General features: G+C 62.8%; 11 protein-coding genes and 1 tRNA gene. 8 read left to right on the top strand and 4 right to left on the bottom strand.

What is annotated here, in order from left to right:
* Positions 1-817 precede the first annotated feature (817 nt).
* A complete protein-coding gene (locus tag NOV21_RS05825; RefSeq protein ID WP_283171630.1) occupies positions 818-1990 on the top strand; it encodes a Fic family protein in 1173 nt (390 codons plus the stop codon).
* Between the two features lie 195 nt (positions 1991-2185).
* Here the strand turns inward: NOV21_RS05825 and NOV21_RS05820 are convergent, their stop codons facing one another.
* Complete coding sequence (locus tag NOV21_RS05820; RefSeq protein ID WP_283171629.1) at positions 2186-3499, bottom strand: class-II aminoacyl-tRNA synthetase family protein; 1314 nt, start codon at positions 3497-3499, stop codon at positions 2186-2188.
* A 190-nt stretch (positions 3500-3689) separates the two neighbouring features.
* Between NOV21_RS05820 and NOV21_RS05815 the strand changes: the two genes are divergently transcribed.
* From NOV21_RS05815 to NOV21_RS05805, 3 genes are all read left to right on the top strand, one after another.
* The gene (locus NOV21_RS05815) at positions 3690-4715 is read left to right on the top strand and encodes a helix-turn-helix domain-containing protein (protein WP_283171628.1); all 1026 of its coding nucleotides are present in this window, start codon (positions 3690-3692) and stop codon (positions 4713-4715) included.
* 129 nt (positions 4716-4844) lie between these two features.
* Positions 4845-6851, top strand: a complete 2007-nt coding sequence (locus NOV21_RS05810) for an oxidoreductase (protein WP_283171627.1) — start codon at positions 4845-4847, stop codon at positions 6849-6851.
* 73 nt (positions 6852-6924) lie between these two features.
* On the top strand, positions 6925-7920 hold the full coding sequence (locus NOV21_RS05805) for an SDR family NAD(P)-dependent oxidoreductase (protein WP_283171626.1): 996 nt from the start codon (positions 6925-6927) through the stop codon (positions 7918-7920).
* A 273-nt stretch (positions 7921-8193) separates the two neighbouring features.
* Here NOV21_RS05805 and NOV21_RS05800 read toward each other — a convergent pair.
* The 3 genes from NOV21_RS05800 to selA all read right to left on the bottom strand — a co-directional run bounded on the left by NOV21_RS05800 (position 8194) and on the right by selA (position 11701).
* A tRNA-Sec gene (locus NOV21_RS05800) sits at positions 8194-8292 on the bottom strand.
* A gap of 30 nt (positions 8293-8322) precedes the next feature.
* Positions 8323-10254, bottom strand: coding sequence for a selenocysteine-specific translation elongation factor (gene selB / locus NOV21_RS05795; RefSeq protein WP_283171625.1), 1932 nt, complete (start codon positions 10252-10254; stop codon positions 8323-8325).
* Complete coding sequence (gene selA / locus NOV21_RS05790; protein ID WP_283171624.1) at positions 10247-11701, bottom strand: L-seryl-tRNA(Sec) selenium transferase; 1455 nt, start codon at positions 11699-11701, stop codon at positions 10247-10249. Before selA ends, selB begins: the two co-directional genes overlap by 8 nt.
* A 208-nt stretch (positions 11702-11909) precedes the next feature.
* Here selA and NOV21_RS05785 point away from each other — a divergent pair, with 208 nt between their 5' ends.
* From NOV21_RS05785 to NOV21_RS05770, 4 genes are all read left to right on the top strand, one after another.
* Complete coding sequence (locus NOV21_RS05785; RefSeq protein ID WP_283171623.1) at positions 11910-13187, top strand: double-cubane-cluster-containing anaerobic reductase; 1278 nt, start codon at positions 11910-11912, stop codon at positions 13185-13187.
* Positions 13188-13274: 87 nt separating this feature from the next.
* Complete coding sequence (locus NOV21_RS05780) at positions 13275-13730, top strand: putative Se/S carrier protein (protein WP_283171622.1); 456 nt, start codon at positions 13275-13277, stop codon at positions 13728-13730.
* A gap of 48 nt (positions 13731-13778) precedes the next feature.
* Positions 13779-14372, top strand: a complete 594-nt coding sequence (gene yedF / locus NOV21_RS05775) for a sulfurtransferase-like selenium metabolism protein YedF (protein WP_283171621.1) — start codon at positions 13779-13781, stop codon at positions 14370-14372.
* Positions 14373-14396: 24 nt separating this feature from the next.
* Positions 14397-15545: an aminotransferase class V-fold PLP-dependent enzyme gene (locus NOV21_RS05770; protein ID WP_283171620.1), complete on the top strand. Its 1149-nt coding sequence runs from the start codon at positions 14397-14399 to the stop codon at positions 15543-15545.
* Positions 15546-15848 lie beyond the last annotated feature (303 nt).

Here is a 15848-nt window from a genome sequence, read left to right as displayed (position 1 = left end):
GGCTGGAGGGAGAGCGGCTATGCCGCGCCCAGCTACGAGGAGCGGTTCGGCCCCGACCGTACGATCCTGACCTTACCACTGACGCTTGCGGTTTCCGTCGGTGCAGATCGAAATGCCGATTCTTTTGGAAACGATCGGCAAAAACAATCGGCAAGGCAGACAAGAGCAAGGCGGCGGTACTTTCTGCCCTCGTGGACGGCAAGGCGAGAAAGACTGCGGAGATGGTGGGTTTGAGCGTTCCCAGAACGCGCGTGCTTGTGAGGGAGTTGGTTAAAGTAGGCGCCATTGCTGCCGAGGGGGAGAGCAGAGCACGTCGTTACCACATCTTGAAAGAGCGGAACGAGGATGTCGGATAGATGCTGCGGCCGTGCGAAAGGAGCGCGCGTGAAACAGGACGAGGAGATAGCGGAATCGTTCGAGCCACATTTGAAATCGTCGGCACCGATGTTGCTCGACGATTGCGAGAGGCTGCAGATGATGGGCATTCTTCATGCGCGTAAACCTTCGACGTCGGTGAGCCACCGGGCTGTCATCCGGGATCATGCCGAGCTCTCTGGCCTTCGCCGCCACCATCGCGCGGTGGGTTTCCTCGATGGGGTCTCTTTCGCGGCGACAATCTCGAGAAGACGGCTATTCGATAGTTGCCGGATCCGAACGAAACTCATCGGAAGTTGCCAGTGCAGTTCTCGTCGCCCGCAAATGTATGTTTCCGGCGTTAGGTGTGGCGTTGCGGTTCTAACGTCAAAAAAGTGCCGAAAAACGTTCTTAAATGTTAAACTATGCTTCTAATAACAGAAAACTGTCATTGGGAGTTGCTATGCACTGGGAAGATAGGGGACAGGGCTTCCTGAGGGAAAACCTGTCCGGAGAATCGAAGTATCTTTCCTTCGTGCCCGCGCCACTGGACAAGGTGGTTCCGGTGCAACTCGACGAGGAGTCAATCAGGCTCCTCGGATCCTGTTCCAGGAAAATCGGCGAGCTCGAGGGCATGCTCAGGTTTGTTCCCAATGCGGAGATGTACCTGACCATGTACGTGCGGAAAGAGGCGCTCCTGTCGGCTCAGATAGAGGGGACCCAATGCACGTTTGATGACGTTCTCGATCCGGACAACATCGAGTTGGCGAAAAAGGATGTCGCCGAAGTGGTCTCCTACGTCAAGGCCACCGAATTCGCGATCGAGAGGATGAAAGAGCTGCCTCTGTGCATTCGCCTGCTGCGCGGGGTCCACGGCGTTTTGCTGGAAGGCGCTCGCGGCTCAGAGAAGAGCCCCGGTGAGGTGAGGACTTCCCAGAACTGGATCGGGCCAGCCGGATGCACGCTCAGAGACGCCCTCTACGTACCCCCGAATGTCGAAGACATGCGAATCGCGCTTTCCGAGCTCGAAGTGTTCGCGAACGAGCGCGACGATATCGATGCCATCGTCAAGGCGGCACTGATCCACTACCAGTTCGAGACCGTCCATCCGTTCCTGGATGGGAACGGAAGGCTCAGCAGGATGCTCATCACGCTGTCTTTGGTGAACGACGGGGTGCTCAGCGGTCCCATCTTCTATCCATCCTATCAGTTGAAGCTAAATCGATCTGAGTACTGCCAACGGCTTATGGCGGTCAGGGATCGTGGCGAGTACCGCGAATGGGTGAAGTTTTTCTGCCGGTGCATGCTGGAGAGCGCGGAGGATGCCGGCAGCTCGCTCAGGAGGCTGGTCAGGCTTCGGAGTCGGTCTGCTGCCGCGATCAACGAGGGGTTAGGACGCAGCGCGGCCAAGGGGCAGAAGCTCCTCTCCTTGCTCGAGGCTCATCCGATCATCGACGCCGGTTTTGTGGCAGGAAAACTCGATGTCTCGCGCACTACGGCGAATAGCCTGGTGAATGAGTTTGTCGAGATAGGAATCCTCAAACAACGCGAGGATGGCAGGAAGCGCTACCGCACCTTTTTGTACGAGGACTACCTGACCATCCTTCGCCATGGCAGCGATCCGCTCGGGCGATAACCGCGGGGCTGTGGTTCCCCACGACGCCCTGCCTGTCCCCAAACAGTTAAAGGCCATGAAAAGCCTGCTCAATGCATGCGCACGCGATAACTGTCTTTTTACAAAATGCTTGAAATCGCAGTGCGCGTGCCGCTTTCCGGCTTGCGCAGGGCGGAGCGGTTGCCCGCCCTGCGCAAGCCATGGGTCCGTCCTCGCTTACGAGAGCTCGGCGGGGGAGAAGTCGAACTCCTCTTCGGCTTTCTTCCTCAAGGGCTCGATCTCGATCTGCAGCATGTACGCCTTCACGCCCAGCCCGTGGCGGTCGAGGGCGATCTGGTTGATGGTCCCGAAATTCCCCCCGAGGTATTTCATATGCTCGTCCATCAAGATCCAGCAGTCGGTGGGGTCGTAGGGGATCGCCATGTCGATGGGGATGAAGAAGTGGTTGGAAATGCCCAGGTCGGACATGATCGAGTCCACCTCCCTGCGGAACGATGCCTTGTCGATGCCGGGCCCGTACGCACCGACCGAGATCGATGATTTCAGCACCGGGTTGCGCCCCTGGGCATCGCTGACGAAATGCTGTCCGATTTCGAACAGCCGCGCGGATTCCGCGCCCGCCTTGTAATTTCCCTCGAGCGCGTCCTCCAACGCGGGCGTGCGCACGGTCGGGACGCGAACCTTGCCTCCCAGCGGGTCCTTCAAGAAGAAGCCCCGATTGTTCAGATCCCAGCTTTCCATGATCATGTTCATCTTCTCGTAGCAGTCCTGCTCGTACAGGCGCGCGCTCGAGAACTCGAGGTAGCCGTGCGACCTGAGCGTATCGATCGCCTTCGACTCGAACGACTGCCCGCATGCAGGCTCGTCGTTTTCGAATTGCGAGAGGAAGGACGCGAGAGGGCTGTAAAGGGAAGCCCGATCGGGGATTTCGAAGTCGTGCATGGCGACGGCATCGATGTCCACCTCGAAAATCCACGCCGGGAGCGAGGGGTCATCCAGCCCCAGGAGCGCGCGCGCGATCTCCGAGGCGCGTCCGATATGCGCCAAGGTGAAACTCTCAGACGCGGCTTGCACTGCCACACGGAACGTGTCGCGCTCGATCGGCTCCAGCGCTGCGCGAGCGCCAAGGCCGTAGAGATGCGCGGCGATGCCGAACCACAGGCGCTCCAGATGCCGCTTCTCCACGTCCTCATCGATGATCGCACCGGCTAGCACGAGGTGGTCGGCAAGGGGCGCATCCGCGGCGTCGTATATCCTGCCGACGCAAATCGTTCGCAGGGGGATCCGTCCGCGCCATGCTCCAAGCTGCCGGTTGACGAGCTCGTTGCGAAGCGCATACTCCCCGTGATCCTCCAAGAGGATGGGAACGTGCCGGAGTCCCCCCGGCTTGTAGAACGGGTTGAACGCCCAATCGGCCGTCTGCAGCTCTGGATCGGCGCCATCGTCTTCCAACGTGAACCCCTGTGCCGCGAAGGCGCGCTTCAGGGCGTCCGCGGTCGCATACAATGGGTGGCGGGTGATTTTTCGCATACTACTCCCTCGAACGGCGTGCAAAAGCAAGGGCAGGATCCGGACAAAGCACCGTGGATGAGGGGTAAGGGATATCCTGCTTGGGTAAACAATAATTCAATTAATTTCCAAAAGCAAGTCAATAAAGATGATTCAAAGCGCAATTTCCCATTTTCGCGTACAATTGTGGAAATCAACGAAGGGACGACCCGTGAAGTACGCCGTAACGCCCGAGCTTGCGACCCTGCTGAAAACGCTGCGCATGCAATCGGGCATCTCCGCAAAGGACGTGGCCCGCCACGAGGGCAAAAGCCCCTCGTACATCTCGAAGCTCGAGGGCGGTTCCGTCAAATCGGTCGACAAGGATATCCTCACCAGCATGCTCGAGTACAGTACGGGCGGGATGTCCTTTTACGATGACGTTCTGCCGAGCGCGTACCGCACGCTTCGCGCGTTCATAGAGCCTTATCGCTTGCCTGCCCAGGTATGGCTCTTCGATTACGATGCCGCCGACCGCATGGTGCGCATCCCCCCCGATATGGTGGAAGACGTCAGGCGCCATATGGGGGAGCTGGGCGTTTCCGCTGCCGAGCTGGCGCGCTTCGTGAATGCGAATATCGATTCCGAGCTGGGCGAGGGCTTTCCCGCCAACCGTTTCGTCGCGCTCGACTACGAAGGGGCGCCCCGGCTGCTGTTCCGGGCGGAGGTCTCCGTCGACGCGCTCGAGAGGTTCCTTGCCTGCGAAATGGCGGAGGCAAGCTACATGCTCGTTAACAACCTCCTGTTCTCCCTGATTCGCATCGAGCTGTTCCCCCAGGTGGAAACGAAGCTTCCACCCGATGACGCCGTGACGGTTCTGCGCAATACCGCCGATTACATGGACCGCTGGGGCTTCCATTCGCTTGTCGGGTACAGCCACCTGATGTCATCCCCCGATTTCGTCCGGTACCAGGGCAAGCTCGCGGTGGAGAAGAACAACGTCCCCGAGCGGATAGCGGCGATCCTCTCGCAGGTGGTGGATGCGAATCCGCTGACCGCAATCAATCAGTTGAACGTATTCTGCGACACGCTCGAGTGGGATCCATCGTTCGCCGTCAAACTGCTCGGCATCCCATTCAGCGATTTGAACGGCATGAGCTTTAGCAACAAGGCGCGGCTTCTGCGGGATATCCAGGCGCTGGTGGATTCCTACGACGCGCTCACCGATATGCGGAAGAGGCTCGAGGACTATTCGTGATCCCGCCTCGCCGTTCCCCGGAGAATCAAGCACAAAACGGAAAATAATTTCCATAAAATTATATCTATAGGAAATTTCTGATAAAATCTGCCTCGGATGAGAGGTAAGGAAACTGGAGAAGGAGCAAGCATGCAGACCCAGTTTCCCAAACTATTGGAGCAAGCGCAGATCGGCCCGCTCGTCCTGCCCAACCGCATCGTCATGGCGCCGATGGGGACGCTGAACGCCGATGAGGCCGGCTACATCACCGACCGTTCCATCCGCTTCTACGTCGAGCAGGCGAAAGGCGGAATGGGGCTGATCATCGTCGAGTGCACGTTCGTCGACGACGGCCCCTGCAAGGGCGAGGAAAACAGCCAGATGCTCACCACGAACGCGCATATCACCGGTATGGCGCGCTTGGCCTCGGCGATCAAAGACCGCGGGGTGAAGGCGGTGCTCCAGCTGAATCATATGGGCAAGCAGATCGCGCTCACCGACCGCGAGTCATGGGGGCCGTCCACGATGAACGAGATGATGGGCGGCATCATGCCGTTCCCCATCCACGGGATGTCAAAGGCCGAGATCAAGATGGTCGAGCGCAAGTTCGCCGAGGCCGCCAAGCGCGCGATGCAGGCCGGTTTCGACGGCATCGAGATCCATGGAGCCATCAACCACCTGATCGCCATGTTCTGCAGCCCCTTCTACAACCGCCGAACCGACGAGTACGGCGGCAATCCCGAGAACCGCGTGCGCTTCTACCGCGAGATCATCGAGGAATGCCAGAAGGAATGCGGCAAGGGATTCCCCATCATCGCGCGCCTGTGCGGCAGCGAGGACAGCGACGACGGCCTGACGCTGGAAGAGGGGATCGCGCAGGCGAAGGTGCTGGAGAAAACCGGCATCGTCTGCTTCCATATCATGGGCGGCGATTACCGCAACGTGAAATGCATCAACGCGCAATACGACCCGCGCGGCGATTTTATGCGCGTCGCCAAGGGATTCAAAGATGCGGGCATCAAGATCCCCATCATACTGGACGGCGGATTCACCACTCCCGATTTGGCGGAGCGGGCGCTCGAGGACGGCGTATGCGACTTCATCGGCCTGGGCCGGCCGATCATCGCCGATCCGCTGTGGGCGGTCAAGCTGCGCGAGGGCCGTCCCGAGGACATCAAGCCGTGCATCCGCTGCACGAAAGGGTGCGTGGGCACGATGGCGACGTTCGATGCGGCGTACGGGCTCCGGTGCAGTGTGAACCCGCAGTGCAACATGGCGGGCATCCGCGACATCGCCCCCATCGACCGCGTGAAGCGGGTGGGCATCGTCGGCGGCGGCCCCGCCGGCATGGAGGCGGCCTGCCTGCTGCGCGTGCACGGGCACGAGGTCGACCTGTACGAGAAGCGCAAGCTGGGCGGCACGATGAACGAGGCCGCCTTCGACCCTGATTTCAAAAGCGACATCACGCGGCTGATCGACTATTACGCTGTGCAGATGGAGAAGCTCGGCGTGAACGTGATCCCACACGAGGCGACCGCGCAGGAGGTCGTCGACGCGCGCTACGATGCGGTCATCGTGGCGACGGGCGCTCCTGCTCTGGAGGCAAGGTGCAAGGGGGCGAAGGAGCATCCCGAAAAGATCATGTCGGCGGGGGAATTCGTGAACGATCCCGATGGGGCCGACGTCGGGGAGCGAGTCCTCATCGTGGGCGGATGCTTCATGAACCTGGAGATGGCCTATAGCCTGCTGCGCAAGGGGAGGAACGTGACCGTGAGCAGCCGGCGGGGCGCTCGCATGGGGTTCATGGAGCTGGGCGACGATAACAGCTCTCCTCAGCAGCAGCGTCTGAGCATATTGCTGAACGAATTCAAGGCGGCCGGAGCGTTCAAAACTGAGCTTAACTGCGCATTCGTCGAGCTTACCGATGAAGGGGCGGTTTTGAGGAACAGCAAGGCCAAGAAGGACGAGACGGTTGCCTGCGACACCGTCATCATGTGCCGCGGCTATCGCGGCCGTCCGAAGATCTACGAGGACATCTCCGCCTCGGTGCCGGAAACGTACCTGGTCGGCGATGCCACCATGCGGCTCCGCTGCAATGACAAGCGCGTGATTCACGACGCGATCACCGAGGCATGGGGCGTGGCGAACAACATATAGAGCGAGAACCGAGGGAGGGGCGGAGCCCGTTTCCGCTCCCCGCATGGAACTTAAGAGGAAAGGATGTCAGGCTATGGGTATTCTCGATGGGAAGGTCGCCGTTGTCACGGGCAGCGGCCAAGGTATCGGACGCGGCATCGCCATCGGATTGGCGCGCGAAGGGGCGAAGGTCGTCACCAACAATCGGAAGAAGGGCACGTTGAGCGCTGCGGCGTACGACAAGGACTCCATGCCCGAAGAAGACTGGAAGGAGATGATGTCGCTCGCCGGCGATGCGGATGCGACGGCGGCCCTGATTCAGGCAGAGGGCGGAGAAGCGCTGCCGTTCTACGGAGACGTGGGCAAGCCCGAAGATGCCGAAGCTCTGGTGCGGGCCGCTATCGACGCATGGGGCCGTATCGACATCGTCGTGAACAACGCTGCGGGAATGGGGTCGGGGTCGATTGCGGATCTCGACGAGGCGCAGTGGGATAAGCTGACGGTCCCGAAGCTGAAGGGCGCGTTCAACGTGATGCACGCCGCCGTCCCCCATATGATCGAGCAAGGCTTCGGGCGCATTTTCAACGGATCGTCCGATGCATGGGTCGGCTTGCCCGATAACGATGCGTACTCTGCGGCAAACGCGGGCATCGTCGGCCTCACCTGGGCTTCCGCCCAAGAGCTCTGGCGTTTCGGCATCACGGTGAACGCGTATTGCCCGCAGGGCAACTCGCCGGCGCATGCGGTGGAGTACCGGAAGATGCTGCGCAACGTCAAAGCCGCTACGGGCGTCGATCCTGACCCGCGGATCCTCGCCGTGGTGGAGAACGACCATGGTGATCCGGTGAACCTCGGTCCCATCATCGCCTTCCTCGCAAGCGACGAGGGCGGCTACATCAGCGGCGAGGTGTTCGGCGTCAAATCCTCGGGCAAGATCGACCTGTACTCGTTTCCGCAGATCATCGCCCATGCCGAGCCTGCCGAGGGCGCCGGTCCCGTATGGGATGTCGAAGATTTGGCGAAGGCCATGAAAGAGACCGTCATGGGGGCTGATTACGTGAGCCGCGCCTCCAAGCCCGCGTGGCACTAGCGGTGTTCCGGGCGTGCCGGAGGGGCGCTTCCGGCACGCCTTTCGAAATTCGAGATGCATGGATGGCATGGCCGAACTGGGGGATGCGGGCTGAAGCGCGCATCCCCGTGCCGGCTTGCTCAGGTGCGGTTTGCGCAAGCCGGCGAACGTCTCGCGCCAGCCGTCGGGTGATCGGTAAAGGCCGGGGCCGACACGCTCATGGTCCCGTGGATTGCGGCACGCGGCGTCCCCTGCGGAAGGCCCGGATGTTCGCCGCGCTCTCTTTTCGAGAATTGGCGGAGACGTGTGGGAATCGAACCCACCCGAGACATTCTGCGTGCCTCACAGACCGGCTTTGAAGGCCGCGGGATCCACCAGGACCCATCCATCTCCGTTCTAGTCGCGGGCTATTGTACCCTACCTCTACCGCCCTAACGAGCGATTGTTGCCATCGCGCACCGTAATACCCTGACCATCGAAATATTCCAGCAGGGGGACGGCGTATCTTCGGGTCGTTCCGATGGCGTCTTTCAGCTCGGCGACGGTGGCGGAGCCGTGCTCGTTTAGGTAAGCGGCGATTTTCCCCTTGCAGGCATCGATGCCCGCTGTGCTGAGGTAGATGTCCGGGGCGATGCGCACCGCGCGTCCGTCGCGTTCGAGCGCGTTCAACGCTCGCCTCGCCAGAGCGGGGGAGACGCCGGCTTCCGCCGCGATACCGTCCGCGAGCGGCGGGGCGGCGGTTTCCCGGTCGAGCACGGCGAGGATCTTCGCCGCGGCATCATCCACGGCAGCCTGTGCGGCGCCCCGGGCGCTGGGGTGGCCGATTTGCCCGCCGGCGATCGATGCCTTGCCCGCCCGCTCTGCCTCGTCGATGAGCGCGCCGAAGGCGTCAGCGTCGCAGCGGGGGGCGCACAGCTGGTGCAGCTCCTTTGCCGTGATGCCGGTGCTCTGCGGATGCCCCGCATGGAAATCGAGCAACGTGCGCTCGATTGCGGCGACGTGTTTCTGTACGATGCGCTTGGTGGCGTGGAAGACCTTTCCATCTGCGGAGAGCGTGATGAGCTTGCGGGCCTCGACGGCTCGATTCAGGCAATCGTCGACCGTTTCCGCGGGAAGGCCCAGCGTCCAGGCGAGATCGTCCGCCCGGAATGGGTACGGTTCCAGAGCAGCCGCCTCCTCGACCGCCGATTGAGCATCCTCATCGCGCAGCGCATCCAGCATGCGGCGCTCGCCGTCTTCGAGCGCGGTGCGGCGCCTCGGGCGGGCGACGAGGACGCGCCCGCCGCCGATGACCTGCACAGGGGACCACGAGCGCACGATGAACCGGTCCCCGCTGGCGATGGCAAGCGTCTCGTCCAGGCGGATCTGCGCATACAGGTTGGTGCCCGATTTGACCAGCTTCACGCCGTCGTCGAAGAGAACGCGCCCAGTCACCTCCCGCGTGCCGTGCGCCACATGCAGCTTCGTGCCGCTGGCGAGCGGCTTGCCCGTCTTCGCGGTGTCGAGGTAGGTGAATTGGGCGTCGAACCGGTCGGTTGTGCCCAGCGTGCCCGGAGCGGCTAGGAAATCCCCGGGGCGGATTTCGTCAGTGGAAAGATCGGCCAAGTTGAGCGCCACGCGGTTGCCGGCATGGGCCCTGTCCACGGGCCTGTCGTGCTCCTGCACGCTGCGCACACGGCTCGTTTTGCCGCCGGGGAGCACCTCGACCGTGTCGCCCGGCTTCACCGTGCCGCTCCAGAGCGTGCCCGTGATGACGGTGCCCGCCCCTTTGATGGTGAAGACGCGGTCGACTGGCTCGCGCATCGCACGGTGCTGGCGCGACGGCCTCACCGCGGAGCACGCGGCCTGGATCGCGCTTCTCACGTCGTCCAGGCCCGCGCCCGTCTTGCTGCTGCAGGGCACGATCGCCGCGTCGCGGTACGGCGTACCCGAGAGGAACGAGCGGATCTCGTCCGCCATGAACTCGATCCAATCCTCATCGACCAGATCCGCTTTCGTCAACGCCACGACGAGCGCCGGCACGCCGAGCGTCTGGAGCACCGCGAGGTGCTCCACGGTCTGGGGCATGACCCCGTCGTCGGCGGCGATGGCCAGAAGGGCGACGTCCATCCCCGTTGCCCCGGCGATCATCTGCTTGACGAATCGCTCGTGGCCGGGCACGTCTACCACGCCCATGTGCCTGCCGTCCGGCAGCCCGATCTGCGCGAATCCGAGCTCGATCGTGATGCCGCGTTGCTTCTCCTCCGCAAGGCGGTCGGGATCGGTGCCCGTGAGCGCGAGTATGAGCGAGCTTTTCCCGTGGTCGATGTGCCCGGCGGTCCCCAGGATCAAGTCGGGCGCGTTTCCCTTACTCATCGCTGCCTCCCTGCATCTGTGCGAAATAGCGGCATATGCCGTCCGCGATGATCTCGACCTCCTCGGTCGAGAGGATCGTCCGCCCGTCGAAGAGCAGTCGGTCCTTCGAAAGCCGCGCGATGATGGGGATCGGGCATTGCCGCACCAGGTACTCGTCGCATCTTTGCGCGGTTCCCTGCAGGAATTCCATCTGCAGCGCGTAGGTCGGGATGTCGTACATGGGCAGCGCGCCGCCGCCCGCACGGCTGATCTCGGGGACGATCTCAAGCTTGGCGAAGCTGCGGGGCAGGCGGTCCGCCACCTTCATGCGCAACGTTTCGACCCGTTTGCGCACGTCGTCCGCGCTCTCGGTGAGCATGCGCAGCGTGGGGATGCGCCGTGTCGCATCGGGCGACAGGTACAGCCGCAGCGTTGCCTCGAGCGCGGCGAGCGTCATCTTGTCCAAGCGCAGCGCCCGGGCGAGCGGGTTCTTCTTCAAGCGGTCGATGTACTCCTTGCGGCCCACGATGATGCCGGCCTGCGGTCCGCCCAGCAGCTTATCGCCCGAGAACGAGACCAGGTCCGCGCCCGCCTTCAGCGAGGCGGCAATCGTGCTCTCCGCGCGGCTGCCCACGGCGCTGGTCAGATCGACGAATGCCCCCGACCCCTGGTCCTCGTAGATCATGAGCGGGATGCCGGTGGCATGAGCTTTGTTGCAGCTGTCCGCGACGCGGCGCAGCTCGGCGATGCCCACGCTTTCGGTGAACCCCTGGATCAGGAAGTTGGACGGGTGGACCTTCAGAAGCATGGCAGTATCGGGCGTGATCGCGCGTTCGTAATCCGCCAGATGCGTCTTGTTCGTGGCGCCGACCTCCACCATGCGGGCGTTGCTCTGCTCCATGATGTCGGGGATGCGGAACGACCCGCCGATCTCTATCAGCTCCCCGCGGCTGACGATCGCCTCGCGCCCGCGGGCGAACTCGTTCAGGACCATCATCACGGCAGCGGCGTTGTTGTTCACGGCGATGGCGGCCTCGGCTCCCGTGATGGCGCTGATCAGGCGTTCGCAGTGGTTGTGCCGGCTTCCGCGCGCCATGTTCTGCACGCTGTACTCGAGCGTCGAGTATCCGGTGATGACGTCGTTCACCGCCGCTATCGCCTCGGGCGCGAGCGGGCTGCGGCCCAGATTCGTGTGGATGACCACGCCCGAAGCGTTTACCACGCGCCGCAGACTGGGCTTTCCCAACGAAAGGGCGCGCACGGCCGCCGCGTAGGCGATCTCCTCGAGGTCGATCTCCGGCCGCTCGCCGGAGATGATCCGCTGGCGTAGGCGATCGATCACGCTGCGGACCGCGTCGGCTGCGAACCGATGGGGCGGGGCCTGCTCCAGGGGCGCCAGGTAAGGATGCTGGAGCACTTCTTCCACCTGGGGAAGCGCGCGCAACAGTTCGGTGGGAACGTTCGCCATAAGCCCACTCCTTCTGCAATCGGGCCATCGGATGTTGTTTTATTTCGTTGACAATCGGGTATGATACCTGAAGAGTCCCAACGGCGTGGGCGCGCGATTCTGCACAGCGTGCCTTTTCTGCGGCCGTTGCACTGTTTCGTCGGCATTCTGCGGGCCGATCGGCTGCTCTGCGCGGCAATCTACTCATGCAAACGAGAAGGAGAATCCTATGGTGGATCGTCATCCCATGTGGAAAGACCTGGGTATGGACCTGGAAACCCACGACCTCTTGTGCGATGCGCTTCCCGCGGCGTTCGGCGACGTGTTCCTCTCGCAGGAGAACCGCCCCGAAGGCATGGCGTTCTGGGACATGGTGACGGCCGATGTTCACGGCATCCGCCCGGCGGAGTTGGTGGAGGAGCGCGCGAAGGGCCGCAAGGTGTTCGGCACCTTCTGCACATACGTCCCCGACGAGATCGTCGTTTCGTGCAACGGCATCGTCACGGGGCTGTGCGGCGGCAGCCAATTCTGGGTGCCGGGCGGCGAGAAATACCTGCCTACCGACGTGTGCCCGCTGATCAAGGCCAGCTTGGGCGCGCGCATGGATCGCACCTGCCCGTTCTTCCGCCTGGTCGACGAGATCGTGGGCGAGACCACGTGCGACGGCAAGAAGAAGATGTACGAGATCATGGCGAAGGACGTGCCCATGCACATCATGGAGCTTCCGCATATGAAGCGCCCCGTTGACGTGCGGCATTTCGCCGAGGAGATCGCGCTGTTCGCCAAGAACGTGGAAGAGGTCACCGGCGTGGCTTTGACGGCGGAGAACCTGGCCGAGGGCATCAAGCTCATCAACAGCCGGCGCCGCGCGCTCGCCCGCGTGTACGAGACGCGCAAGGATCCCGACACCATCCCCATTAGCGGCACCGACGCCCTGCTGATGATGCAGATCGCGTTCTTCGACGACCCCCAGCGCTGCGCCGACATGGCGAACAAGCTGGCGGACGAGCTGGAGCAGCGCCTGGCGGACGACGTGAGCGTGTTCCCCGCAGGCACCAAGCGCATCCTGGTCACGGGCACGCCGCTCGCCATTCCCAACTGGAAGCTGCACCACATCATCGAGACTTCCGGCGCGGCGATCGTGTGCGAGGAGAACTGCACGGGCACCAAATTCTTCGCCAACCTCGTCGACGAGGGGGCGGCCACTCTGGAGGACCAGTTCCAGGCGTTGGCGGACCGCTACATGAAGATCAACTGCGCCTGCTTCACCCCGAACGAGGGGCGCATCGACGAGGTGCTGCAGCTGGCGGAGGATTACCACGTGGATGGCGTGATCAACCAGAACCTGAAGTTCTGCACCACGTTCAAGGTGGAGGCCCCTTCGCTGGAGGCTGCGCTCGAAGAGGCGGGCATCCCGGTGCTGAACATCGAAACCGACTACACGGACAACGATGCCGAGCAGCTGCGCACGCGCATCGGCGCGTTCGTGGAGATGTTGGGCGAATAGCGGCAATCGAGCGTATCGTGGGGCATTCCAAGCGAATCCGATATGCCGTGCACGCGCGGGCTGCGTTCGGCGGATGCGGGGCCTAGCATGGAGCGATGCGGTGCGGCGGATAACTCGGCGGGGGCCGGACGGCCGCCATTCGGGGCCTCGTCTGCGGGGCGGCGTGCGGGCGGTGCGCCCTCGCTCGCCCGCGCCGCCGAACAGGCGGAGGAATACCGCAGGGCGAACGCTTCCGGCGCGGGCCTTGAGGCACGCATCCAAGCGATGCGCGAACGGGTCCCGGGGGTTCCCATCGACGTGTACGTCATGTTCGACGGGCATACCGATGCGATGGCGCTGCATGAAGCCGCGCGCGCGGCGGGGCTGCATACGCGCATCTCCGCCGCGCCTCGCGCCATCAAGGCATCGTGCGGCGTTACCGTCCTGGTGCCTGCCGAGGAGGCGGAAGCACTAGAATCGTTGGCGGGCGAACGGGGTCTTCCGTACGACAGCTTCAACCCTCTGCCGCGGCAGATCGACCCCAAACGCGATCGGTATTGTTAGCGGCTGGAAGCGCCTGGGCTTTCCCGCTTCGAGAGAAAGAAGGACAAAATGGATATGAAGATCGATGCGATGGGGGATGTCTGCCCGGTGCCCGTGGTGAAAGCCAAACAAGCGTTGGGCACCATCGACGAGGGCACCGTGGAGATGCTCGTGGACAACGAGACTTCCGTGCACAACCTCGAGAGCTTCGCGAAGAGCCAGAACTGCGCGGTAGCGACCGAGCAGCTGGGCGATGCCGCGTACAGCGTGAAGATCACCAAGACCGCCGATACGACTGCGAACGCTCCCGTGCCCGTGGACGCCGGCGGGACGCGCGTGGTCGCCATCGGCAGCCAGTTCATGGGCGACGGCGACGACACATTGGGCGGCAACCTGATGAAGGCGTTTATCTTCGCGCTGACCCAGCAGGACGCGCTGCCCGATACCGTGCTGTTCTACAACGGCGGCGCGCATCTGACCTGCACGGGGTCGGCTTCCCTTGAGGATATCAAGAAGCTGGCGGATGCCGGGGTCGAGATCCTCACCTGCGGCACGTGCGCGAAGTTCTACGGGATCGAGGACCAGGTCCAAGTCGGCGATGTGACGAACATGTACGTCATCGTGGAGAGGCAGATGCTCGCCGGCACGGTCATCCGTCCGTAGGGCGTCGCTTCCGGGGTTTCGCATATGATCTACTTCGACAACGCCGCCACCACGATGCTGAAGCCGCCCGAGGTCGCGGAGGCGGTCGCCGCCGCGATCAACAGCTTCGGCGGGGTGGGGCGCGGCGCCCACGATGCCGCGCTTTCTGCCGACATGGTGGTGTATCGGGCACGTGCGCAGATATCCGACCTGTTCAATGGGCCCGGTGCCAAGCGCGTGGCCTTCGCGGGCAACGTCACGGAAGCGCTGAACGAGGTGATTTCCGGGTTGCTCCATGCAGGCGACCATACGATCACCACCGCTGCCAGCCATAACAGCGTGCTGCGCCCCCTGTTCCGCAAACAGGACGATGAGGAAGTGGAGGTGTCGATCCTTCCGGTGGAGCTCGATGCATCCATCGACTACGAGGCTTTCGATGCCCTGTTCCGCGGCAACACCAAACTTGCGGTGGTGACGCATGCCAGCAATCTGACGGGGGATGTGTACGACATCGCGCGGATGGCGAGGATCGCGCATGCCCACGGTGCTCTCATCTGCGTGGATGCTGCCCAAACCGCCGGGGTCGTGCCCATCGACATGGTGCGCGACGGCATCGACATCGTCGCGTTCACCGGGCATAAGAGCCTCCTCGGCCCGCAGGGCACCGGAGGGCTTTGCCTTGCGGATCCGGTTGACATCCCCTCGTTCGTCGTGGGCGGCAGCGGCACGCATAGCTACGACCGCGTGCACCCGCAATTCTATCCGGAGCGCCTCGAAGCCGGCACGCTCAACGGCCATGGCATCGCCGGGCTTTCCGCAGGCTTGGACTTCATCGAGAAGACGGGCATCGAGCGCATCCACGCGCACGAGCTCGCCCTGGCGGAACGCTTCGAGCGCGGTGTTTCCATGCTCCCCTCCGTGCGTGTCTACGGCGGGCACGGGGGCATCGGCCGCACGGGCATCGTCTCCCTCAATGTGGGCGACATCGATTCAGCGGCGGTTTCCGACGTGCTTTCGCATACGTACGGCATCTGCACGCGCCCGGGCGCCCACTGCGCGTCGCTCATGCACGAGGCGATGGGTACGAGCGAGCAAGGCGAGGTCCGATTCAGCTTCGGGTATTTCAACACCGAGGAAGAGGTCGATGCTGGCATCGCGGCGGTTCGTGAAATTGCGGAGCAGGTTGAAGGATGATGCGCTTGTCTCCAACGGGACGACGGAACCGGAGCGGGGCAGTGCGGCATGCTGATCCTGCCGATGCGATTCCGCGATGCCGCGCGGCCCTTCGCGCTCACGCCGAGGCGATCCTTCGGTTCATCGGGGTATTGGACAAGGCGGCGGTGCGGAATGGGATACATCGCAGCCGCGCGGAAAGGAGACCAGCTATATGAAGTCAAGACCTGATTAGAGATTTTTCAAAGTCTCTAGTTTTGTTTGGATTTGCACTTTGACAGTCGAATATCGAATGCTTCTGGGCGCAATGAACCGCATCGCGGA

The sequence above is a fragment of the Curtanaerobium respiraculi genome, from assembly GCF_024609215.1.
GTDB lineage: Bacteria > Actinomycetota > Coriobacteriia > Coriobacteriales > Eggerthellaceae > Curtanaerobium > Curtanaerobium respiraculi.
Note: the sequence above shows the minus strand (reverse complement) of the source record. Positions and strands in the feature narration are given on the sequence as shown.